The sequence below is a fragment of the Hyphomonas sp. UBA4505 genome, from assembly GCF_002388685.1.
GTDB lineage: Bacteria > Pseudomonadota > Alphaproteobacteria > Caulobacterales > Hyphomonadaceae > Hyphomonas.
In genome coordinates this window covers 572,941-595,168 of record NZ_DGMZ01000012.1, presented here as the reverse complement: position 1 = coordinate 595,168, position 22,228 = coordinate 572,941, and the positions used below count along the sequence as shown (strand labels likewise).

At 60.1% G+C, this 22,228-nt stretch carries 17 protein-coding genes; 5 read left to right on the top strand and 12 right to left on the bottom strand.

All coding sequences use genetic code 11. From position 1 onward, the window contains the following. Positions 1-12: 12 nt before the first annotated feature. On the top strand, positions 13-870 hold the full coding sequence (locus B3527_RS11965; RefSeq protein ID WP_290480017.1) for a 50S ribosomal protein L11 methyltransferase: 858 nt from the start codon (positions 13-15) through the stop codon (positions 868-870). Between the two features lie 11 nt (positions 871-881). On the opposite strand, the gene B3527_RS11960 is transcribed toward B3527_RS11965, so the two are convergent. Next, positions 882-1,064 (bottom strand): hypothetical protein, encoded by a 183-nt coding sequence (locus tag B3527_RS11960; RefSeq protein ID WP_206991411.1) that lies wholly within the window; start codon positions 1,062-1,064, stop codon positions 882-884. 170 nt (positions 1,065-1,234) lie between these two features. Here B3527_RS11960 and B3527_RS11955 point away from each other — a divergent pair, with 170 nt between their 5' ends. The 3 genes from B3527_RS11955 to ligA all read left to right on the top strand — a co-directional run bounded on the left by B3527_RS11955 (position 1,235) and on the right by ligA (position 7,098). Then, the gene (locus B3527_RS11955) at positions 1,235-3,046 is read left to right on the top strand and encodes an aminopeptidase P family protein (protein ID WP_290480016.1); all 1,812 of its coding nucleotides are present in this window, start codon (positions 1,235-1,237) and stop codon (positions 3,044-3,046) included. 78 nt (positions 3,047-3,124) lie between these two features. Continuing rightward, entirely contained in the window at positions 3,125-4,816 is a 1,692-nt protein-coding gene (locus B3527_RS11950; RefSeq protein ID WP_290480015.1) for a DNA repair protein RecN, read from the top strand. Continuing rightward, positions 4,813-7,098: an NAD-dependent DNA ligase LigA gene (gene ligA, locus B3527_RS11945; protein WP_290480014.1), complete on the top strand. Its 2,286-nt coding sequence runs from the start codon at positions 4,813-4,815 to the stop codon at positions 7,096-7,098. Before B3527_RS11950 ends, ligA begins: the two co-directional genes overlap by 4 nt. Positions 7,099-7,110: 12 nt before the next feature. Here the strand turns inward: ligA and B3527_RS11940 are convergent, their stop codons facing one another. The 6 genes from B3527_RS11940 to B3527_RS11915 all read right to left on the bottom strand — a co-directional run bounded on the left by B3527_RS11940 (position 7,111) and on the right by B3527_RS11915 (position 13,762). Beyond that, on the bottom strand, positions 7,111-7,950 hold the full coding sequence (locus B3527_RS11940) for an outer membrane protein assembly factor BamD (RefSeq protein WP_034815037.1): 840 nt from the start codon (positions 7,948-7,950) through the stop codon (positions 7,111-7,113). Positions 7,951-8,051: 101 nt separating this feature from the next. Next, the gene (gene lpxC / locus B3527_RS11935; RefSeq protein ID WP_290480013.1) at positions 8,052-8,975 is read right to left on the bottom strand and encodes a UDP-3-O-acyl-N-acetylglucosamine deacetylase; all 924 of its coding nucleotides are present in this window, start codon (positions 8,973-8,975) and stop codon (positions 8,052-8,054) included. A gap of 171 nt (positions 8,976-9,146) precedes the next feature. Further along, positions 9,147-10,601: a cell division protein FtsZ gene (gene ftsZ / locus B3527_RS11930; protein WP_290480012.1), complete on the bottom strand. Its 1,455-nt coding sequence runs from the start codon at positions 10,599-10,601 to the stop codon at positions 9,147-9,149. A 91-nt stretch (positions 10,602-10,692) separates the two neighbouring features. Further along, positions 10,693-11,988 (bottom strand): cell division protein FtsA, encoded by a 1,296-nt coding sequence (gene ftsA, locus B3527_RS11925; protein ID WP_206991405.1) that lies wholly within the window; start codon positions 11,986-11,988, stop codon positions 10,693-10,695. Further along, positions 11,988-12,866 carry a cell division protein FtsQ/DivIB gene (locus B3527_RS11920; protein WP_206991404.1) on the bottom strand — a complete coding sequence of 293 codons (879 nt, stop codon included), beginning with the start codon at positions 12,864-12,866 and terminating at the stop codon, positions 11,988-11,990. Before B3527_RS11920 ends, ftsA begins: the two co-directional genes overlap by 1 nt. Beyond that, positions 12,854-13,762: a D-alanine--D-alanine ligase gene (locus B3527_RS11915; RefSeq protein WP_290480011.1), complete on the bottom strand. Its 909-nt coding sequence runs from the start codon at positions 13,760-13,762 to the stop codon at positions 12,854-12,856. The genes B3527_RS11920 and B3527_RS11915 overlap by 13 nt, the downstream gene beginning before the upstream one ends. A 225-nt stretch (positions 13,763-13,987) precedes the next feature. Between B3527_RS11915 and B3527_RS11910 the strand changes: the two genes are divergently transcribed. Continuing rightward, on the top strand, positions 13,988-16,051 hold the full coding sequence (locus tag B3527_RS11910) for a TonB-dependent receptor plug domain-containing protein (protein WP_290480010.1): 2,064 nt from the start codon (positions 13,988-13,990) through the stop codon (positions 16,049-16,051). A 15-nt stretch (positions 16,052-16,066) separates the two neighbouring features. Here B3527_RS11910 and murB read toward each other — a convergent pair whose 3' ends face one another. The 5 genes from murB to secA form a co-directional block, all read right to left on the bottom strand. Next, positions 16,067-17,017, bottom strand: a complete 951-nt coding sequence (gene murB / locus B3527_RS11905) for a UDP-N-acetylmuramate dehydrogenase (RefSeq protein ID WP_290480009.1) — start codon at positions 17,015-17,017, stop codon at positions 16,067-16,069. A gap of 34 nt (positions 17,018-17,051) precedes the next feature. After that, entirely contained in the window at positions 17,052-18,443 is a 1,392-nt protein-coding gene (gene creD, locus B3527_RS11900) for a cell envelope integrity protein CreD (protein WP_290480008.1), read from the bottom strand. A 115-nt stretch (positions 18,444-18,558) separates the two neighbouring features. Beyond that, complete coding sequence (locus tag B3527_RS11895; RefSeq protein ID WP_034815061.1) at positions 18,559-18,783, bottom strand: hypothetical protein; 225 nt, start codon at positions 18,781-18,783, stop codon at positions 18,559-18,561. Between the two features lie 77 nt (positions 18,784-18,860). Further along, positions 18,861-19,364 (bottom strand): AAA family ATPase, encoded by a 504-nt coding sequence (locus B3527_RS11890; RefSeq protein ID WP_290480007.1) that lies wholly within the window; start codon positions 19,362-19,364, stop codon positions 18,861-18,863. 4 nt (positions 19,365-19,368) lie between these two features. Beyond that, positions 19,369-22,116 (bottom strand): preprotein translocase subunit SecA, encoded by a 2,748-nt coding sequence (gene secA / locus B3527_RS11885; RefSeq protein WP_290480006.1) that lies wholly within the window; start codon positions 22,114-22,116, stop codon positions 19,369-19,371. Positions 22,117-22,228 lie beyond the last annotated feature (112 nt).

Sequence of the window (22,228 nt, the reverse complement as noted above, 5' to 3'; positions counted from 1 at the left end):
TAAGCGCCGCTCATGTATCAGATAAGTGCAAAAGGCGCGCGGGCGCCAGTTGAAACGGCGTGGGATGCGCTGGCCTGGGCCGATCCGTCGCCAGCGGGCGCGGTTGATGCCAAGGAGGACAGCCGGACCAGTTGGCGGCTCGATGCGTTCGCGGAAACGCTCGAAGACGCCAAAGCCTGCGTTGTCATTATCGAAGAAGCCGCGCCGGATCTTGTCGCGCGGATCGAACAGGTGATCGAGCAAGACTGGGTGACGCTGTCACTCGAAGGCTTGCCACCGGTCAAGGCCGGACCGTTCGTTGTAGCGGGCAGCCACGCCCTTGCGCGCCAGTCACCGGGAAAGATTTCCGTGCTGATCGAGGCCGGCCCTGCGTTTGGAACGGGCCATCATGGCACGACGCTCGGATGCTTGCTGGCGCTGGATGATGTGCGCCGCCGCCGGTCCATCGGCAAGGTGCTTGACCTTGGCACGGGCTCCGGCGTTCTGGCGATTGCTGCTCTGAAGGCGGGGGCATCCTCGGCGATCGGTACGGATATCGATCTCGATAGCGTGCGTGTGGCGAATGAGAATGCCCGCAAGAATCATGTCAACGGCTTCACCGCCTTGCATGTCACCGGTGCGAACACGCCACGCATTCGTCAGGGCGGGCCGTATGACACCGTGTTTGCGAACATCCTGATGCGGCCCCTGATCGGGCTCGCACCGGATATTGCGTCTCTCACGGCGCCGGGCGGCACAATTATCCTGTCAGGACTGCTGCACCACCAAGCGCCGCCAGTCCGGAACGCCTTTGCGTCCCGCGGGCTCGACTTCCAGACACGTATTCGCGAAGACGGGTGGTCGACGCTGGTGTTCCGGAAGCCGGGTTAAGCCCTGCAGGATCAGTAAGCGGCGCGGCGCGCCCAGCGCGCAGAACGGCGTGCCAGGATTTGCGGACGCTGGCTTTCGGCGCTCTGCAGCGCGTTCACGAAGGCTGGCTCAGCCATCTCGTTGACCATCAGCGAACGGCCCTGGCCGTTGAGGATTGCCATTTCTGGCGCAGTAATTGTGTTTTGACGTCTCATAGTGCGTCCCTCTTTTTGTATTGTGCGGCGCACAATTTTTTGTGTGGGCGCTATGTAGCGTAAAAGCATAAACAAAAAAGCATAGAAAAGCGGAAAATAGCATGAATAAATGCATAGCAACGATGCGGCTTTCTATGGTCAAAACCACGCTTTCGCACTAAGTAGGGGACATGAGACAGACATTTGATATCAAGGGCGGTCCGCAGGACGGCCGGGCGCATCTGCCCCTCGTTCGCGAACAGCTTTCCGCGCAGGGCCTCGACGGCCTTTATGTTCCGCATGATGATGAATACCAGAACGAATACCTGCCTGACGCCAATGAGCGCCTGGCTTGGGTGAGCGGGTTTACCGGTTCGTTCGGTTCTGCATTCGTCTTCACAGACCGCGCGGTGATCTTCGCCGATGGCCGCTACACGCTACAGGTCGCTGACCAGACCGACCCGGATCTCTGGGAAGTTCAGGCTGTGCCGGAGCCCGGCCCGTTCGGCTGGCTCAAATCGCAGGACATGACCGGCAAGCGCATCGGCTATGACCCGAAACTGATGAGCCCGAACGATGTCGCGGCCATGGGCACGGCCGCCAAGGCGGCTGGCGCTGAACTGGTCAGCGTCGCGAACAATCCTATCGACCTCGCCTGGGCCGACCGGCCAGACCAGCCCGCCGCGCTCGTCGTGCCGCATGAGGTAAAATTTGCAGGCGTCGCGCATGACGAAAAGCGCGTGCAGATTGGCCACGATCTCAAAGCCGAAAAGCTCGACGCGGCTGTGATCACGTCGCCGGCGTCCATCGCCTGGGCTTTCAACATTCGCGGCGGTGATGTCAGCTGCACGCCGCTGCCGCTCGGCCGCGCCATTCTGTTCGCAGACGGGTCAGCTGACCTCTTCCTTGATGAAGTGAAAGTGTCCGACGCGCTCCGCCAGCATCTTGGCAACAGTGTCACTCTGCGCCCGTTGGCCGATCTCGAAAAGGGCCTTTCAGACCTGAAAGGCAAGACGGTCAGCGTTGATCCGGATGTGGCCTCAGCCTGGTTCTTTGACCAGCTCGAACAGGCTGGTGCAACGCCTGTACGCCAACGCGACCCGGTGGCTCTGCCCAAGGCTTGCAAGAATGACGCGGAACTCGCAGGCTCGGCCGCCGCCCATCTTCGTGATGGCGTGGCCCTGACGCGCTTCCTGCACTGGCTTGATACGGACGCGCAGAGCGGCGAGATCACCGAGATCGACGCCGCCATCAAGCTGGAGGAATTCCGCGAAAACCTTGGCGGCCTGAACGATTTGTCCTTCCCGACAATTTCCGGTGCCGGCCCGAATGGCGCGCTGCCGCATTACCGCGTTTCGACAGCCTCGAACCGAAAGCTGGAACGTGGCAGCCTCTATCTTGTCGACAGTGGCGGCCAGTATCTGGACGGCACGACAGACGTGACGCGTACGGTTCCCATCGGTGATCCGAGCGCGGACATGCGGCGTCACTACACGCTGGTCCTGAAGGGGCATATCTCGCTGGCCATGGTGCGCTTTCCGAAAGGCACGACCGGAACCCATCTCGACATTCTCGCGCGCCATGCGCTCTGGCAGGCCGGGCTCGACTACCAGCACGGCACCGGCCATGGGGTCGGCGTCTATCTCGGCGTCCATGAAGGCCCGCAGCGCATTGCCAAGGCGTGGAATTCCGTGCCGCTGGAAACCGGCATGATCGTCTCGAATGAGCCGGGCTACTACCGCGCCGGACAGTACGGCATCCGCATCGAGAACCTTCAATATGTCACGCCACCGGCGGCCATCGAAGGTGGCGAACTCGACATGTATGGCTTTGAATGCCTGACCTTTGCGCCCCTCGCGCGGGACCTGATCGATCTGGCTCATCTGACCAAGGACGAGCGGGACTGGGTCGATGCCTATCACGCGCAAGTCTACGAATTGCTGGCCGACCGTCTGGACGGGCCGGTGAAGGACTGGTTGCGCGCGGCCTGCATGCCGCTTTAGGCAGTCTGTGAAAATCGCGCTTGTTCCGGTTTTGTTCTGGTGATAAATCATGGCCAGTAGACTCTTTGGAGACTGGCCATGATCCTTTCATTGTCGATACGTGATTTCGTCCTGATTGACCGCCTGGACATCGAACCGGGCGCCGGGTTTACGGCGCTGACCGGGGAGACCGGGGCGGGCAAGTCCATCATTCTCGATGCCCTGTCGCTTGCGATGGGGCACGGGTCCGACCGTGGGATGATCCGGGCGGGGCAGGACCAGTCGAGTGTGGCGGTTGAGTTTTCGCCCCCGGTCAGCCATCCGGTCTGGTCTGCACTGGCCGAAGCAGGCATTGACGCTTCGCCGGACGAGACCCTGACCATGAAACGCGTGATCCGCCGCAACGGCCCCGCGCGTGCCTTTCTCAATGACCAGCCGGTCAGCGCGGCGCTCCTGTCGGAGATCGGGGACCTCTTGGTCGAGATTCACGGCCAGCACGCGGCCTCCACCCTGCTGAAGCCATCATCTCACCGCCGTTTGCTCGACCAGTTTGCAGGCAATGAAAAGCTTTTGGACATGTGCGCGGCCACTCATGCTGCGATGGCGGAGGCCAGCGCCCGGCGTCAGGAACTTGAAGACGCGCATGCCGAAGCCATCGAACATCGCGAATGGCTGGCCGAGGCTGTGGCCGAGCTCTCCAGCTTGAATCCGCAGGAAGGCGAAGCCGCCATCCTGACAGAGCGTCGGACCCTGTTGATGCAGTCGGAACGCGTCACCGAGGCCGTGCGTGAAGCCGAAAATGTGTTGGAAAAGTCCGGCGTGGAAGATGCCTTGTCCAAGGCGGCGCGTGCCACCGAACGGATTTGCCGCTTGCCGGGATTTGAATCCTCTCAGGACACGCTGCCGGTTGCCGCACGTGCCGCCGCCGAAGCAGTCGAGCGGGCCTTGATTGAAGCGCGCGAAGCAGCAGGCGCGATCAGCCAGCTCGAACGGCTTGTCGATCATGATTCTGCTGAACTGGACGGCGCCGAGGCGCGGCTGTTCGCCTTGCGGGCCGCGGGCCGGAAGCATGGCTGCGATCCCGATCTCCTGCCAGACATGCTCACCTCATTGAGTGATCGGCTCGACCTGGTTGAAGCGGGCGAAGACGCGCTGATTGCTGCCCGCAAGGCTGAAGCATCTGCCCGGGCCGACTGGCATCAGGCGGCGGGCAAGCTAAGCGACGCCCGGCAGGCGGCCGCGTCGCAATTGGAAAAAGCCATCGCGCGCGAGCTGAAGCCGCTGAAACTCGGCCGCTCGGTGATCCGGGTTGCGATCACGCCGCTGGCAGAGGGGGAGGGCGGCCCGAACGGAATCGACTGGGTCGAATTTGATGCCGAGACCAATCCGGGCGCGGGTTTTGGCCCGTTGCGCAAGATTGCGTCCGGCGGCGAACTTGCCCGCGTCTCGCTCGCCCTGAAATGCGCCCTCGCCGAAGCAGGCTCTGCGCTGACGCTGATCTTTGACGAGGCGGATCAGGGCGTCGGCGGTGCGGTGGCGGCTGCGATCGGGGAACGCCTGATCTCGCTGGGTCAGGCCCGGCAGGTCTTCGCCATCACGCACAGCCCGCAAGTGGCCGCGTCCGCTTCAGCCCAGTGGCTTGTGGAGAAGGAGCAGGATGGGGCTGGCGGCTCACGCATACGCGGGCTAGATGACAGCAGCAGGCAGGAAGAAATTGCCCGAATGCTGTCAGGCGCCGAAGTTACCGCTGAGGCCCGCGCAGCCGCCGGGAGGTTGTTGGAGGGTGCATGAGCGAGAGAAGAGTTCGAAATCGCGATCATTTGCCTGCGATTAGGCTTTTTTACCCCCAAGTGTTCCAGGGGACGATCGAATCTGCGATCGATAAACTTTCGCCCGATGAGAGAAAGCGCGTCGTTGGGACCTTTCGGAGTACGAGTAATTATTGTCTCAATTGCCACGACTTCGCGGAACTAGAACAGCAAGTTTTATCTAAGCGACCGAGCCTAGTGGAACGTTTAAGAGATGCAGCACGCATACTTTACCGGTTCTACATCGATGCGGATGACCGATATAACTTCACCCAAGATTCTCCACTTTCGGATGGAGAATTCGATGAACTTAGAAAACTGGTAATATTACTCGGAAAAGAGCTGAGAATCCAATGGGAGGAAGACCCAGAGGAGCGCGTTGGACCAACTCCACGTGATGGATTTGGGAAAGTCCGACACGGCGCTGCGATGCTGTCTTTGGACAATATTTTTTCCGATGCGGACGTGTACGACTTTGTAGACAGAGTTCGGAGGTTTTTGAGTCTGCGAAGAGATGAGCCGGTCGCGTTTACGGTGGACCCTAAGATAGACGGATTGTCGGTTAGCCTGCTTTACTTGAAGGGTGAGTTTGTGCGCGCGTCGACCCGTGGAGACAGCCACGTTGGAGAAAACGTAACTGCCAATGTCGCAACTATTGGCGACGTCCCCGAGCATTTGAGAGGTAGCGGTTGGCCCGACTCAATAGAAATTCGGGGCGAAGTTTTCATGTCGAAACATGATTTCAATGAGCTCAATAGAAGAGAAGAAGCCGCGGGTCGAAAAACTTTTGCAAACCCCCGAAATGCTGCGGCGGGCAGTTTAAGACAGCTAGACGTGCAGGTTACCAACTCTCGGCCACTGAGCTTCTTTGCGTACGCTTGGGCGTCAGAAAGTTCGTCTTTTGCAGTTTCTCAATTTGAGGCGGTGAAGAAGTTTGCGTCTTGGGGGTTTAAGACCAACCCGCTTACGACGCTTGCAGATTCAGTAGAAGATATCTTGCGCGCATATCGAATAATCGAGGAGCAAAGGCCAGAACTGCCTTACGATATTGATGGCGTTGTCTACAAAGTTGATCTCCTCGAACTACAACACAGATTAGGTTTCGTTAGTCGCCACCCACGCTGGGCCATCGCACACAAATTTCCTGCCGAGAAGGCAACGACCCTGCTTGATGCTATCGACATTCAGGTCGGCCGCACAGGCTCGCTGACGCCGGTCGCGCGCCTGGCCCCGGTTACGGTTGGCGGCGTCGTGGTTTCGAATGCAACGCTTCACAATGAAGACGAAATTGAACGCCTTGGCGTGAAACCCGGCGATACGGTCGAAATCCAGAGGGCAGGGGATGTCATCCCGCAAGTCCTGCGCGTGGTGCAGGATGGCGGCGGCAAGGTCTGGCATATGCCGGACACGTGCCCGGTCTGTGGATCGGCCGCTGTGCGCGAAATCGACGACAAGGGCGAGGCCGATGTGCGCCGTCGCTGCACGGGCGGGCTCGTCTGTCCGGCGCAGGCAGTCGAGCGACTGAAGCATTTCGTCTCCCGCAAGGCGCTCGACATTGATGGCATCGGCGCGAAACAGGTCCAGCTCTTTCAGGAGAAGGGCGTGGTGAAAGCACCGCAGGACATTTTCCGATTGGCCGCGCGCATTGAGGCGGAAGGCCTGCCGCCACTTGAAGAATGGGAAGGCTTCGGAAAAGCCTCAGCGAAGAAATTGTTCGACGCGATCGATGCGCGCCGGACTGTGCCATTTGCGCGCTTTCTCAACGGGCTCGGCATCCGCCATGTCGGCCAGACCACGTCCCAGCTCTATGCCCGGCATTTCCTGAATTGGGCGCCTTTCTGGGAAACGGTCGTGCGCGCAGCCGAAGGCGGACAGGAATCCGAATCCTTTGCGGAACTCACTGGCATTGATGGCGTCGGCAAGGCGGCGGCGGGCGCGCTCGTCGATTTCGAGGCGGAGCCCCACAATCGCGACATGCTGAGCGCGTTGCTTGAAGAAATCAGCGTCGAAGCCGAAGAAGCTGCCTCATCGGACAGCCCTGTCGCCGGCAAGACGATTGTCTTCACGGGCACACTGGAGCGGGTGACGCGCGACGAAGCCAAGGCGCGAGCCAATGCGCTGGGTGCAAAAGTGTCGGGGTCTGTTTCGGCGAAGACGGACATCCTCGTCGCCGGTCCGGGCGCGGGCTCAAAGCTGAAAAAAGCCGAAAGCCTCGGCGTTCAGACGCTGACAGAAGACGAATGGTTTGAACTGATCGGCGGCTGATCCGCCGGGCGGTTATTTGCCGCCGGGAATAATCCGCTGCAACAGGGTGCGGCGGGTCTCGGCGTCCAGCGCTTCAGGGTCCAGCCCTTCATTGGTCAGCAAGCGATAGCTCATCTTGTACCAATCGCTATTGGGATAATTGTAGCCAAGCGTCGATCCGACCGCGAGCGCCTGATCCCGCAGGCCAAGCGTCAGATAGGCTTCGACCAGACGGTGCAATGCCTCGGGGGCGTGAGAGGTCGTGTCATAGGTCTTCACAACCGTGCGGAAGCGATTGACCGCAGACAGGGTCTGATTGTTACGCAAATACCAGCGGCCAACCGTCATTTCCTTGCCAGCCAGCTGGTCGCGAACCATGTCGAGCTTCACGCTGGCATCACGGGCATACTGGCTGTCTGGGAATCGGCGGACCACGTCCACCAAGGCATCACGCGCGCGTTCCGTTGTTGCCTGATCTCGACCGACATCCGTGATCTGGTCGAAGTAGCTCGCCGCAATCAGGTAATACGCATACTCGGCCTCGGAGCCGCCAGGATGAAGCGCAAGATAGCGCTGGGCGCCACTGATCGCTTCGTCATAATTGCGGGATTGATAATGGGCGAAAGCCGTCATGACCATCGAGCGGCGGGCCCATTCAGAATAAGGGTGCTGGCGCTCGACTTCGTTGAACAGCAGGACCGCCTGATCAAAGTCGCGTTTGTCGAGTTCGCTAGCCGCCTGATTGTAGAGCGCCTCCACGGGGCGTTCGACATAGGCCAGTTCTTGACGGCGCTTGTCGCGCGACTGGCACGCCGTCAGCGTGAGGGCTGCAGTGGCAATGAGGAGGATCGGAAACTTGGAGGACAGTCGCATGGCAGGGCAGGCGCTTTCTGCTGTGATGATCTGGCTACCTGCTTAGCGCGAACCAGCGGGGTTTTCCAAGCAGGTTTCTCAGGGATCGGTGGGGCAACGCCTCAGACGGCGGCCGACCGGCGCGCGTCTATGCGGGTTGCGTCTGCCGTATCGGTTTCCCAGCACCAGGCTGAAGGCGTATCGAGCAGCTTGCGGACCAGCAGATTGTTGATCGAGTGACCGGGTTGAACCGCTTCATAAATCCCGGCAATCGGTGCACCCGCCAGCATCATGTCGCCAACGGCATCAAGCATCTTGTGACGCACGAATTCGTCCTCTGAGCGCAAGCCCTCAGGATTCATGACTTCACCATTGTCCACGACGACCGCATTTTCCAGCGACCCGCCCCGGGCAAGGCCCATCGAGCGCAGCATATCCACATCGCGCGCAAACCCGTAGGTGCGGGCAAAGGCCAGGTCGCGGGCAAACATGCCTGGCGCGAGTTTAAGCGCCATCTCCTGCACGCCGATCAACGAGTCGTCATATTCAATGCGCGCATTGAGCGTCAGAAACTTGTCGTCGGAAGGCGACAGGCGTGCCCGCTTCGGGCCGTCTTCAATCTCGATCGCTTCCAGGATGCGAATGCGGCGGCGCGGCGCGGACTGGCGTTGCAGGCCAGCCTGCATCAACAGTTCACAATAAACTGCCGAGGAGCCGTCCATGATCGGCACTTCCGGCCCGTCGATTTCGATGAGGAGATTGTCGATGCCCATGCCCGCGAGTGCGGCCATCAAATGCTCGACCACTGCCACAGAGACACCATCATCATTGGTCAGCGTGGTGCCGAGTTGGGTGTCGGAGACGTATTCGGCATCGGCCTGAATGGCGGTATCGCCGCTTTTCACGTCGGTCCGGCGGAAAACGACACCTGTGCCAGCAGGGGCAGGCTTCAGGACGAGCTTTGCCTTCTTGCCGCTATGCACACCGACACCTGCACATACTGCAGGCCGCGCGATCGTTTGTTGAAATTCTACACTACCGGACAACACACCAACCTCCAGTTTCGGAGCTTAGTTTGGGGTGTATGTCTCCAGGATACAAAACACGGGTTGTTTCGGCGTATTACAAAGCGGGCGAAGATGCCCGCCTTCGCCCTGTAAACATTGGTGATTTATTGTAACAATTCGCGTTCGCTGAGACTGCAATCGAATGCGAAATCAGTGATTGGCAGACCGGCGCAGGAAGGCCGGTATTTCGAGGTCTGCATCATCGAACGGGGCGGGTTCGGGGTGATCGTCCGGAGAGGACACGATTTGCGAGCCGGATTCGGCAGACGGAGCGTGATCATTCTCGCCCTGAGCGCCGCGGCGCCAGCCGAAAAGGTTCGAGAAGCCGGACGGACTCGGGCGGCCGTCTTCCTCGACCGGAGCTTCGGTCTGCTTGCTGAAAACGGCGTCGGCCTGGATCTGGTCTTCGCCTTCACTGCCTTCAAAATGTTCTGCGGGCAGGGACTGTCCCGTGAAGTCGTCCCGCGGATCGACATCGCCTGAACGGAGCGGGGAGGCATGATGCAGGATCACTTTCGGGCGATCGTCTTCTTCTGCAGCCACTTCCACTTCGGTCTCCGATTCAACTTCGGCGACGGGCTCCACATGCTCTTCCTCAATCGGCTCTGCGATGGGCTGGCGCACAGTCTCTGCGACCGGTGCATCCTGCTTCAGAGATGGCATCACGGCATCGACGCCTGCGGCGACGACGGAGACGCGGATCTTGCCTTCAAGTTCGGTATCGAAGGCAGACCCGAGAATGATATTTGCATCCGGGTCGACCTCGCGGCGCACCTCATTGGCGGCCTCGTCGAGTTCAAACAGCGTCATGTCATAGCCGCCGGTAATATTGATCAGCACGCCCTTGGCGCCGCGCATCGAAATATCGTCGAGCAGCGGGTTGTCGATGGCCAGCTTGGCAGCTTCGAGAGCGCGGTTTTCGCCTTCGGCTTCGCCCATGCCCATCATGGCTGCGCCCATGCCGCGCATGATCGAGCTGACGTCGGCGAAATCGAGATTGATCAGGCCGGGCATGACCATCAGATCGGTAATGCCTCGGACACCGGAATACAGCACATCATCTGCCATGCGGAAGGCTTCGGCGAAGGTCGTACGGTCATTCGCGATGCGGAAAAGGTTCTGGTTCGGCACGACGATCATCGTGTCGACGTATTTCTGGATGCCAGCGAGGCCTTCTTCCGCAAAGGTCATGCGGCGCGTGCCTTCAAAACTGAACGGCTTGGTGACCACGGCGACGGTCAGAATGTTCATTTCCTGCGCGGCCCGCGCAATCACCGGGGCTGCGCCGGTTCCGGTTCCGCCGCCCATGCCAGCGGCGATGAAGACCATGTGGGCGCCTTCGAGGCGCTCGCGGATCTCATTCATGGATTCTTCGGCGGCTTTCGCGCCAATGTCCGGGCGGGCGCCTGCGCCAAGGCCAGAGGTCGTTTCCGGGCCGAGCTGGATGCGGTTTTCCGTTTTGGAACGGGAAAGGGCCTGAGCGTCAGTGTTGGCAACGATAAACTCGACACCTTGCAGGTTTGCCTCGATCATGTTGTCGACGGCATTGCCTCCGGCACCGCCAACACCAAAGACCAGGATCCTGGGCTTGAGTTCATGTGTCATTCGTCGTCCTCACCTTACCGCCATAAGCCATGCTGAAGCGCTAAAATGACGCGTTGCAGCTAAGAAGCGGTTAAGTGATTCGCGATTGGTATCAGAAATTTTCTTTCAACCAATGGAACGCCTTGTTCACGGCTCCGCTTCGGGCTTCTGCTCCGTATTCCTTTGACGCAATGCCAGCCCGTACTGCGTCTGCGAACCCCAACTCGGGATACAGTAGCAGACCTGAAGCTGTAGAAAAAGCTGGTGTTCCCAGTGTTTCGCCAAGGAACTCAGCATTTGTCGGACGGCCGAGCCGCACCTGCGCTTCAAGGATGCGCGTGGCGACGTCGCGAACGCCCGGCAACTGGCTCGCGCCGCCGGTCAGCACCACGCGGCGCGGCAGTACTTTGCGTACACCACTGCCTTGCAGGGTTTGCTGAACATATTCGAAGATTTCCTCGACGCGCGGCGCGATGATTTCAGCGAGCTTGCCCCGTTCCATCCGGGTGGCTTGCAGACGGCCATCATCACCCAGGCGAGGGGCCTCAATCCGTTCTGCCAGGCCCGGGCCTTCGAGATTGGCGGTGCCATAGACACTTTTGAGGCGCTCGGCGGCGGCGAATGTCGTGCCGATGCCCTGCGCGATATCGGAGGTCACATGTGTGCCACCAGCCGGGATAAGGCCAAGCCATGCGGGCGAGCCGTTCAGATAGACTGAGACCGCCGTAACGCCGGCGCCCATGTCGATACAGATGGCACCATTCTCGATTTCGTCGTCGATCAGCGTGCCTGCACCGCTGGCAATGGAGGAGGGGATCAGGGCATCGACGCTGAGATGCGCGCGGCCGACGCATTCGACCAGATTCCGGACGATGGACTTGGGCGCGGTGACCACAGACAGCATCAGGCCGAGTGTGTCTGCGTACATCCCGGCGGGCTCACGCACGCCTTCCTGCGCATCCACGCGATAGGCAACCGGCCAGGCAGCAAGCACATCGGAGCCCTTGGTTGAGATCTGCGCCATGGCCTGAGCCTGAACCCGGCGGATGTCCTTGGGGGTCACCTCGCGGGCGCCGATCTCGGTGGTCGCGGTGACCAGTTGGCAATTCAGTTTCGGCCCCGTTATGCCCAGCATGACCTGATTGATCTGCTCGCCCGCTTCGCGCTCGGCATCTTCGACGGCCAGACGGATCGAGCGTTCGAGACCCTGCATGTCGGTGATCGTGCCGCCACTGAAACCGCGAGATTGTTGGCGCCCTGCGCCAAGGATCTGGAAATTGCGGGGGCCGGTGCCGTCATTTCGGCCTATCAGGCACGTGATTTTCGAACAACCGATGTCCAGCGCCGCAACGGGGCTGGACGTGCGCGACCCCACAAGAGGCTTACGCCGGGCCTGAACGTTTGCCATCAGCTCCGGGCCGCCTCTTTGCGTGCTGTGAAGTCAGGATCGTTCACCGGGTCCAGATAGACCCGGCCTTTATTGCGCAGGTCGATGGTCTCTAGCGGGCGCTGCATCAGCGCTGTGCGCACCTGCAGGGTCGACAGGCTGTCCAGCGCAGCCACCATCTGGTGATCTTCCGGCATGCGGACCGTTGCGCCGGAGACAAGACGCATGTCCCAGCGGCGATCATTGATGCGGGTAGCGATCGCGATGCGCGGCGCGACGTCCGGCTCAGCTTTGAGGGCAGTTACGAGGGCCGGGGCGGCCTTGGCGGCGCCGCGACCCGCCAGACGGATGAGGTCCTTGTGGTCATCGGCGCGGGCATCCGGAATGACGCGACCCAGACCGTCCACGACAGTCCATGCCTTGCCGTCATGCCACAGCGCAACCGGCTCGGCGGCGTCCGCGATGATTACGACCTGGTCGGGCCAGAGTCGATGGACGCGCACATTCAGCACCTTGTGGGTGCCTTCGACCCGGCGACGGATGACATGCGGGTCTGCGCGAAACATGTTCTCGCCGGGCTCGATCATGGCGGCGGCGCGAATATCCTGTGCGAGGGCCGGATCCTGTTCCAGGCCGATGATGGACACGTCATTGACGGAAATGCCGACCGTGCGCGCCGTGTCGTCCATGAAGCTGGCAAAGCGGTTCTCGACCTGGGATATCGAGCCGCCCATCCAGGCAGCGGTTGCCACGACAATCGCCACAAGCATGACAAAACCAAAGACGACGGACGAAACGCGAACCTCTTCACCCGTCACTTCATCTACGATGACAGCAGGGCGGCGGCTCGCCTTCTTCTTGGACTTTGGCACAGTCTGATTGCGGGTTACCTTTGGCATGAAGCATCCTCGATCATCCAGGCGACCAGCTGTTCGAAGGACATACCAACGAAAGCGGCCTGTTCGGGGACAAGCGAGGTGGGCGTCATGCCGGGTTGTGTATTTGTTTCCAGGATCACGAGCCGGTCTCTCTTGTCGTCATAGCGAAAGTCGGACCGCGTCGCGCCCCGGCAACCGAGCGCCTGGTGTGCCTTCAGCGCAAATTCCATTGCGGCTTGGGTCACAGGGGCAGGCAGGTCTGCCGGGATCACATGCTGCGATCCACCAGCTTCATATTTTGCATCAAAATCGTAATAGTCTCTTAAGGTCGTGATCTCTGTGACAGCCAGTGCTCGGTCGCCCAGCACGGCCACGGTCAACTCACGGCCGGGGATGAATTCCTCGGCCATCAGATGGTCGCCATAATGCCAGTTCGGCCCGGTCAGCTCCTTGGCCGGCCCATTGGCACCCTCGCGTACGATCAGCACGCCAAAACTCGATCCTTCCGCGACCGGCTTGATCACATAAGGGGGCTTGAGAGGATGCGCGGTAGCCGCTTCTGCGCGGGTGACCTGCTTGTCTTCCGCAATCGGAATGCCCGCCTGCCGGAAGACCGCTTTCGACTTCAGCTTGTCCATGGCGAGCGCCGAGGACAATACGCCCGAATGGGAATAGGGCAGGCCCAGCACTTCCAGTACGCCCTGCACACACCCATCCTCGCCCCAAGGTCCGTGCAGGCCATTCAGCACCGCGTCCGGTTTCGCATCGGTCAGTTGCGCAGCGAGGTCACGTCCGGCATCAATTTCAACAACATCATACCCGGCCGTGCGCGCCGCACTCGCCATCTGCTTGCCCGAGGTGAGCGACACGTCCCGCTCGGACGACCAGCCTCCATAGATCACGGCAACACGTTTCATGAGATTTTCCTGCAAGCTGGCGTTCTGACTATACATCGCGTCTGCAGGGTTAAAGCGGCCTTAGCGTGGCAGCTACAAAACCTTTTCTCGGCAGGATGACAAAAAATATAGGTTTGGGCCTGTTGCCATATTTAGACTACGTATGTAGTCAATATCGATATTCGACATAGACGCGGTGGTGAGACACCGGATTTTTTCCAGACATCTGCGGGGAGGATACGCAGCGTGATCCCTTTCACACGGCTTGCCGCCAGTGCATGCTTCAGCTTGGCCACATCATTCATCGCCCTGTCGGCTGTGGCGGATATGGCACCGGAAACCACACCCGGTGCAACCATCTACACGATGGACGATTTCAGTCAGTATGCACCGCGCACGGCGCTCGAAATGGTTTCGCGCATTCCGGGATTTTCGATCCAGGGCGATGATGACGGCTCTCGCGGATTTGGTCAGGCCAGTGGGAATGTGCTGATCAATGGTCAGCGCGTATCTGGAAAGTCCAATGGGGCGACCGAGTCGCTGGACCGGATATCCGCCTCCAGCGTTGTGCGGCTCGAACTGGTCGATGCGTCAGCCTTTGAAATTGCCGGCCTGTCCGGGCATGTCGTGAATGTCATCACCAATGGAGATGGGGCGGTCTCAGGCACTTGGCGCTGGCGTGCCCGGTTCCGTGACAACCTCCCGCCCTTCTACAACGGCCTCAATCTCACACTATCCGGCGGGCAGGGGGATATCAGCTGGTCATTCGAGGCTGAGAGCAGCCCGGAGCGCGGCGCCTCCAACGGTCCTGAATTTGTCACCGACGGCTTCGGCGACCTGATACAGCGCCGTGAGGAAGACTTTACCTATGCCGCCGAATATGTCTCCGTATCCGGATCGGTTGGCTGGACGCCAGCCTCGGGGGCTATCGGAAATCTCAACGCAAAGACCACACTGTTCCAGCCAGACAGGAAAGAAACCTCGAAACTCTTTCCGGTTAACGGGCCAGAGGGGCGGCGCCTGTATGAGGGCGCTGAGGATGAAGTGTTCGTGGAAGTCGGTGGCGATTATGAATTTGGCTTTGGGCCGGGCCGGCTAAAGGCAATCGGCCTGGTTCGCCGAGAGGACAGCCCCATCATTGACCGCGTATTCCGCGGTAATGTTGATGGGACGGATATTTCCGAAAGCCTGTTCACGCGCGATATTGAAGAGGGCGAATATATTCTCCGGACGGAGTATGGTCTTGCATTTGAGAATGGAAACGACTGGCAATTCGCGCTGGAGGGAGCCTTCAACTATCTGGATCAGCAATCTTCTCTTGCCAGTTCCGAAGGTGGCAGTCCGCTGGAGCTGCAGACTCTGCCGAACGCGAATTCACGAGTTGAGGAACAGCGCGGAGAAGTCTCCGTGACGCATGGTCGCCGGCTTTCCCCCTCAGTGACCGGGCAAGTTTCCATGGGCGCCGAAATATCGGAACTTTCCCAGTCCGGCGATGCGTCCAATGTGCGGACCTTCACCCGCCCCAAAGGCTTCGCCAGCCTATCCTGGCAGGTGGATCCGTCATTGAAACTAGTCACACGCCTTGAGCGGGAAGTGGGGCAGCTGGACTTTTTCGATTTTGTCTCATCGGTCAATCTGAGTGCCGGGAACGGCGAGAATGGCAATCCTGAAATCGTTCCTGAGCAGAGCTGGCGACTGAGCGCCCAGGCCGAGAAGAATTATGGCGGCTGGGGCGCCGCGACGCTCGAAGTCTTCTATTCCGATATCGAGGACATTGTTGACCGTGTACCCATCGGGACGGGCGACGGTCCCGGAAACCTCGACTCGGCCTGGCGGGTCGGAGCGGAGTGGGACGCCACGTTGAAATTCGACAAAGTCGGTTTTGCCGGCGCGGAATTGTCCTTTGAAGGCGAGTATTTCGAGTCGGAAGTGACCGACCCGCTCACCGGAGAGGTGAGGCCGATCAACGACAGTTCGAAATACTGGATGCTCGCCGAGATGCGCCAGGATGTTCCGAGAACGGATTGGGCTTGGGGTGTCGGGTTCGAGCGCTGGGAACGCAATCCGTATTATCGCCTGTCCGAGACAGGGCAGGAAGGGGCGCGCCCAGGATTTGGGTTCGCCTATGTCGAGCACAAGGATCTTTGGGGCATGACCGGTCAGGCCATGATCGGGAACGTCGCGAACCAGAATGACACGTTCCGCCGGCAATTGTACGACACCAATCGCCTTGGCAATGTCGTGCGCGTTGAAGACCGCGCGCGCGATTTCGGCCCGATCTTCACAGTCCAGCTGGAAGGCAAGTTCTAGGTTCGCGGTGCCCGATCAGGGGAGGGGAGGCTTGATGCGGCCGATGCGGCGCACTTCCCAGCGCAGCTTTACGCCCTGAGAGTCCCATACTTGCGCGCGAACAAGCTCGCCCAGCGCTTCGAGGTCTGCGGCTGTGGCATCGCCGGTATTGATCAGGAAGTTGCAGTGCTTTGGCGAAACCTGTGCGCCGCCGACCTTCAGGCCGCGGCAGCCCGCAGCGTCAATCAGTTTCCATGCGGACCGCTGGTTTGGCGTGCCGGGCGGGTCGGGGTTCGCAAACGTGGATCCGGATGTCTTGTCCTTGATCGGCTGCGTCTCGGCCCGGCGGGCCTGTAGGGCTTCGATTTCTGCAAGGATCGCGTCTGGTGCGCCTGTGCCGCTGCCTTCCAGGGTCAGCTTGGTGACGACCAGGTCATTGGGCAGGTCGCTGTGTCGATAGGAAAACTGCGCTTCCGGCAGGTTGCCGGCCCGGCCCGGCCCGCGATAGGCGATATGGGTGCCATCGCGCAGGTAGCCTTCAAGGCCGACCAGCACGTCCCGCAATTCCTGACCATAGCACCCGGCATTGGTGCGGGTCGCCCCGCCGAGCGATCCTGGAATGCCGGACAGGAACTCCAGCCCCCTGATGCCGTGCCGGGCGGCAGTCTTGGCGACGGACAGGTCCAGTGCACCCGGCCGCGCTGTCAGGGTCAAATCGTCCCCGGCTTCCACACTCCCCCAGTATTTTCCCATCAGGCGGATGACCACGCCCTCGATGCCGCCATCGCGCACGATCACATTCGAGCCAACGCCGAGTACGGTCACCGGAATGGCCGGGTCGAGCGTCTTCAGGAAGCCGGCAAGGTCGGCTTCGTCTTCGGGCAGGAACAGCCAGTCGGCCGGCCCGCCCACCCGGAACCAGGTATAGGGCGCGAGGTTCGCGTCCTTCAGCAGCTTGCCGCGAACAGGGGGAAGTGTCGTCATCATAGGGCCTAGGCGTTCGGGCACTTCCCCCTCCATGTCAAGCAGCGGGGGCGGAGGTCCGCTCACCATACCAGTCAATGTTGCGGGTCATGTACATGGTCAGTGCGATGGCCGCGAAACTTGCCAGAGCGCCCGCCAGCAGGGCATGGCTCTCGGCCCGCATCAGCACATAGATCAGCGTGTAGATGCCGGACAGGATGGCCAGCGCGCGCAGGCCATAGAGCCGTGAGCGGAATACGCTGGCCGCATAGGCGGCGGTCAGCAGCACGGTCATGCTTGCGGCGATCAGGAAGGCTCCGTCAAAGCCGATACGCTCCGACATGGCGAGCAGCAGGATGTAGAAGATCGTCTGTGCCAGTCCGACCAGGACATATTGCGCGGGGTGGGCGCGTGCGGCGCTGGTCACTTCGAACAGGAAGTAGGCGAGGAAAACGAAGCCGACAAACATGACGGCATATTTCAACGCGCGCTCGACGCTCTGATAGGGATTGCCTTCCTTCATGAACCGGACAGCCATGTCGCGACGGTTCCATTCTGTCAGTTCGCTAAGGTCGAGATTGGCCCCTGCGCCGGCAATGCCGCGGGCCAGATAGGGCACGCGCCAATGCGCCTCGAAGCCTTCCGACTGGCCGTCGCCTGCCGTATGGCGCTCGGGCAGTACGCCGCCCTGGAAGCTGGGATCATTCCAATTGCTCACAAGGTCGACCCGCGTATCCTTTGCAAATGGCGCGATGGATAGGCGTTCGGCCCCGGACAGGCGCATGTTGGAGGTCAAAGCGATCGGTGATGTGGCAGTTTCGAGACCAGCAATATGGCCGCCCGCAAGGGTCACACCGGAGGGCGGCACAGGTTGGTACTTGCCGGCATTGGACGCGTAATAGGGCGTTGGTTCGATGGCCAAGTCCGTGCCATTCGCTGTGACGGTGATCGCATCCCGGATGCCGCGCGTGTCCGAGACCCCGAGATAGACCCTGGCATCCGACCAGATCGGGGTGGCGTCGTCGGGCAAGGCGGCGCGCAAGGCCGCCGGATCGAATACAGCGTCCATGCTGATCGTGGCATCGAAGACAGGGATGGCGTGAATGCCGCGGGTACGCATCTGAACATCCACATCGGCCGAGGCGGTGCCGGTATCGGCATAAGCGACCACATAGCCGTAAACCAGTTCATTGTGCCTTGGGCCGAGGGTGCGTGAATAGGGTACGGACAAGACCGGTCCCAGCACGGATTGTTGGCCTCCGACCATTTCACTGACGTCGGCAAGCGCGCGATCCGCGCCCATGCGGCGATCCTGGACCACGGAATGTATGAAGAGGGCGGGAATGGCCATCAGGAGGGCAAGTCCGCAGACGAGCAACAATTTCAGGCCGACGGACCGTTGCGGCACAAGGCTCGCGAACGGCGATGGAGGTTGAGACGTATCGGTCATGTTTGGGATCCCCAAAAAAAGATTGGAGACACGGTTTATGACCCGCTGGTCGCGGCGGAGGTGGGGCGCAGCCGGGGCCAGTCCAAGGTTACATTGCGGTCATCTTGTGACGTGGTTACCGGTTGGGCGATCCATCCTGATCCAGCTCGTCGGAAATCTCGTCGGCCGCATCAGACACTTCATTCGCAAATTCGGATGTTTCCTCGGGCAGATCTTCCAGCGTCGCGTCCATGCGCGCGCCAGCGCCTTCGAATGAGCCTTCCTGCAGATAGAACCAGCCGAGTGCGATCACGAATGCGACGCAGAGGAAAGCGATGATGGCGGTGAGCGTGCGGCCCATGATGAGTCTCCTTGAGAGTATTCATCAGGGTGAACGCGGCGTTTACTACGAGGTTCCGATTTAGCGCTTTACCCGATCTATTTTACGAGGTGGAAAAGATCATCCACACAGTCTGCAATCGGTCGGCCAGCCGTATCGACTGTTCCTGAAATCTGGGGGTTCGGCTCCCAGATACGCTCGCGGCGTTCTTGAAGACTGATAGGCAGCAAGCCGTCGATGCCCGTCTCACGAGTGCGCAGCCTCATGGCGGCTTCGTCTTCATTCGTACACACAATTTCGATCTCGATGACGCGCGTGCCTGTTTCCTGAGCGATGGCTCTCCAGCCCTCGCGTGCCGGTTCCACCGCATTAACGGCGTCGGCGATTACGTCTTTGCCTTCCAGAAGATGGCGCCGGGCATGGTCGTAGCCAATTTGGTATCCTTGCGCGCCGACATCAAAATCGCTGCTATTGACGTTGCGCAAATCCTGCTCGAATACGTCGACCCTGAGAAGGATAGCGCCTGAGAGGTCACTCAGGCCTTTCGCAAGCGTAGATTTTCCGGAGCCCGGCAAGCCCGACAGCACGATGAGCCGGGCCAAAGGACTAGGCCTTCTGCGTGGTCAGGGCGCCGTGGCAATGCTTGTACTTCTTGCCGGAGCCGCATGGGCAGGGGGAGTTGCGGGGCGTGCTGGCCCAGCTTTCCTCTGCTTGATGCAGGGCTGGTCCGGGCGGCGGCGTATCGTCGCTCGACATCTCATTATGGCCCGTATCCGGATCAAGATGCGTTTCGCGCATTGGCGGAACAGGCGCCGGCGCTTGCGGCACAGGGCGTCGCTGTTGCGCTTGCTGTTTTTCTTCCGGTGTCTGAACCCGGATATGCATCAGTGAGCGGGTCACGGTCGCGCGCAACTCGTTCAGCAAATTGTAGAACAAGTTGAAGGCTTCTTCCTTGAACTCGTTCAGCGGGTCGCGCTGACCGTAGGAGCGCAGATGGATCACTGACCGCAATTGGTCGATCATCTGGAGATGCTCGCGCCAACGCATGTCGAGGACCTGAAGCAGGATTTGTTTTTCAATCCGCTGCATCTGTTCAAGACCGACTTGCTCTGTGATCGCCTCATAGACTTTGGCGATTCCATTGTGGACGCGCTCGGCCACTTCCTGATTGGCAACGCCTTCTTCGGCGGCCCAATCCTTCACAGGCATGTCCACGGCAAAATCATTGCGCAGGGCTTCGGCCAGCCCATCCATGTCCCACTGCTCGGCATAGGCCTTCTCGGGCATGGTACGGGCGATCAGGCCGTTGATCACGTCTTCGCGCATATCAATGATCGTGTCGGAGACATTCTCGGCGCGCATGAATTCCATGCGCTGCTCAAAGATGGCCTTACGCTGATCATTGATCACGTCATCATATTTGAGGACGTTCTTCCGGATCTCGAAATTTCGCTGTTCAATCTTCTTCTGCGATGTTTCCATCGCCTTGTTCATCCAGGGATGAGTGATGCCCTCATCTTCCTTGATGCCAAGGCGACGCATAACATTGTCCATCCGCTCTGCCGCAAAGATGCGCATGAGGTCGTCTTCGATGGAAATGTAGAATTTGGACTTACCCGGATCACCCTGACGGCCTGTTCGGCCGCGCAACTGGTTGTCGATCCGGCGGCTCTCGTGACGCTCGGTACCCAGAACGTAGAGGCCGCCAGCGTCCAGCGCCCGCTTTTTCTTGACCTCGATGTCGGCCTTGATCTGGCTGGTCAGCAGGGACAATTCGCCTTCGGTCAGTTCGCGGCCAAGCTTGGCTTCCTGTTCGGCCTTTTCCTGTTCAACGCGCATTTCGAAGTTGCCGCCGAGCTGAATGTCGGTACCGCGTCCGGCCATATTGGTGGCAACGGTAATGGCGCCCGGCACACCGGCATTGGCCACGATCTGGGCTTCCTGCTCATGGTGGCGCGCGTTCAGCACTTTGTGTGGAATCTTGGCGGTCGTCAGCAGGTTCGACAGGACTTCGGATTTTTCGATCGACGCCGTGCCGAGCAGGACCGGCTGACCCTTGGCATGACACTCGCGGACGTCCTTGACGATCTCGGCATATTTCGCACTTGCGGTGCGGTAGACGACATCATCCTCATCAATCCGCTGGATCGGCTTGTTCGTCGGCAGGTCGATGACACCGAGATTGTAGATATCGGCAAATTCGTCGGCCTCTGTCAGCGCCGTACCGGTCATGCCGGCCAGTTTGCTGTAGAGGCGGAAATAGTTCTGGAACGTAATCGACGCCAGGGTCTGGTTTTCCGGCTTGATGTCGACCTTTTCCTTGGCCTCGATGGCCTGGTGCAGGCCTTCTGACAGGCGGCGGCCTTCCATCATGCGACCCGTGAATTCGTCAATCAGCATAACCTGACTGTCTTTGACGATGTAATCCTTGTCGCGCGCATACAGTTTGTGAGCGCGCAATGCCTGATTGGCATGGTGGACGATGGAGATGTTCGCCGGCTCCCACATGGAGCCTTCCAGCGTGCCGGCCTCGGTCAACCAGCCTTCGATCTTTTCCGTGCCGGTTTCGGTATACGTGACCGAGCGCTGTTTTTCGTCGAGTTCGTAATCCTCATCCGTCAGGCGCGGCATCAGGGCATCAAGCGCCATATAGAGTTCGGACCGATCATCGGTCGGGCCGGAGATGATCAGCGGCGTGCGCGCTTCGTCGATCAGGATGGAGTCGACTTCGTCGACGATGGCAAAATGGTGTTCGCGCTGGGCCATTTGGTCCAGCGAGTATTTCATATTGTCGCGCAGATAGTCGAATCCGAACTCGTTGTTCGTGCCGTAGGTAATGTCAGACGCGTAGGCCTTGCGGCGCTCCTCGTCGGAAATGCCATGAACAATGATGCCGGTCGACATGCCAAGGAAGCCATAGACCTGGCTCATCCACTCGGCGTCGCGCTTGGCGAGATAGTCGTTGACCGTGATGACGTGAACGCCCTTGCCCTCAAGCGCGTTCAGGTAAACCGCCAGCGTCGCGACCAGTGTTTTGCCCTCACCCGTGCGCATCTCGGCGATATTGCCGGAGTGCAGCACCATGCCGCCCATCAACTGAACGTCGAAATGGCGCATGCCGAGCGAGCGTCGTGCGCCTTCGCGGACAACCGCAAAGGCTTCTTCAAGCAGGCTGTCGAGTGTGGCGCCATCGGCGAGGCGTTTGCGGAATTCGTCCGTCTTGCCGCGTAGGGCTTCGTCGGAGAGCGCCTCCATCATCGGCTCGAGCGCGTTGATCCGGTTGACGCGCGCGTGCAGCGGCTTCAGCTTGCGATCATTAACTGAACCGAAAATCTTGCGGGCAACAGAAAGCATATCAGGTAGCACCAATTGATCTGGGGCGACAAAACTCTAATCCTGACAGCGGAACCGGCAGAATATTTGTGGGTTCTCCCACAGCACACTCGCTGGCTGAAACCCCTCGACC

Excerpts from the sequence above, each read along its gene's own strand:
- ligA (WP_290480014.1), top strand. The coding sequence starts at position 4,813 with ATGAGCGAGAGAAGAGTTCGAAATCGCGATCATTTGCCTGCGATTAGG.
- murB (WP_290480009.1), bottom strand. The coding sequence starts at position 17,017 with ATGATGACGACACTTCCCCCTGTTCGCGGCAAGCTGCTGAAGGACGCG.
- B3527_RS11950 (WP_290480015.1), top strand. The coding sequence starts at position 3,125 with ATGATCCTTTCATTGTCGATACGTGATTTCGTCCTGATTGACCGCCTG.
- ftsA (WP_206991405.1), bottom strand. The coding sequence starts at position 11,988 with ATGGCAAACGTTCAGGCCCGGCGTAAGCCTCTTGTGGGGTCGCGCACG.
- B3527_RS11920 (WP_206991404.1), bottom strand. The coding sequence starts at position 12,866 with ATGCCAAAGGTAACCCGCAATCAGACTGTGCCAAAGTCCAAGAAGAAG.
- B3527_RS11915 (WP_290480011.1), bottom strand. The coding sequence starts at position 13,762 with ATGAAACGTGTTGCCGTGATCTATGGAGGCTGGTCGTCCGAGCGGGAC.
- B3527_RS11895 (WP_034815061.1), bottom strand. The coding sequence starts at position 18,783 with ATGGGCCGCACGCTCACCGCCATCATCGCTTTCCTCTGCGTCGCATTC.
- secA (WP_290480006.1), bottom strand. The coding sequence starts at position 22,116 with ATGCTTTCTGTTGCCCGCAAGATTTTCGGTTCAGTTAATGATCGCAAG.
- B3527_RS11940 (WP_034815037.1), bottom strand. The coding sequence starts at position 7,950 with ATGCGACTGTCCTCCAAGTTTCCGATCCTCCTCATTGCCACTGCAGCC.
- creD (WP_290480008.1), bottom strand. The coding sequence starts at position 18,443 with ATGACCGATACGTCTCAACCTCCATCGCCGTTCGCGAGCCTTGTGCCG.
- ftsZ (WP_290480012.1), bottom strand. The coding sequence starts at position 10,601 with ATGACACATGAACTCAAGCCCAGGATCCTGGTCTTTGGTGTTGGCGGT.
- B3527_RS11955 (WP_290480016.1), top strand. The coding sequence starts at position 1,235 with ATGAGACAGACATTTGATATCAAGGGCGGTCCGCAGGACGGCCGGGCG.
- B3527_RS11965 (WP_290480017.1), top strand. The coding sequence starts at position 13 with ATGTATCAGATAAGTGCAAAAGGCGCGCGGGCGCCAGTTGAAACGGCG.
- B3527_RS11960 (WP_206991411.1), bottom strand. The coding sequence starts at position 1,064 with ATGAGACGTCAAAACACAATTACTGCGCCAGAAATGGCAATCCTCAAC.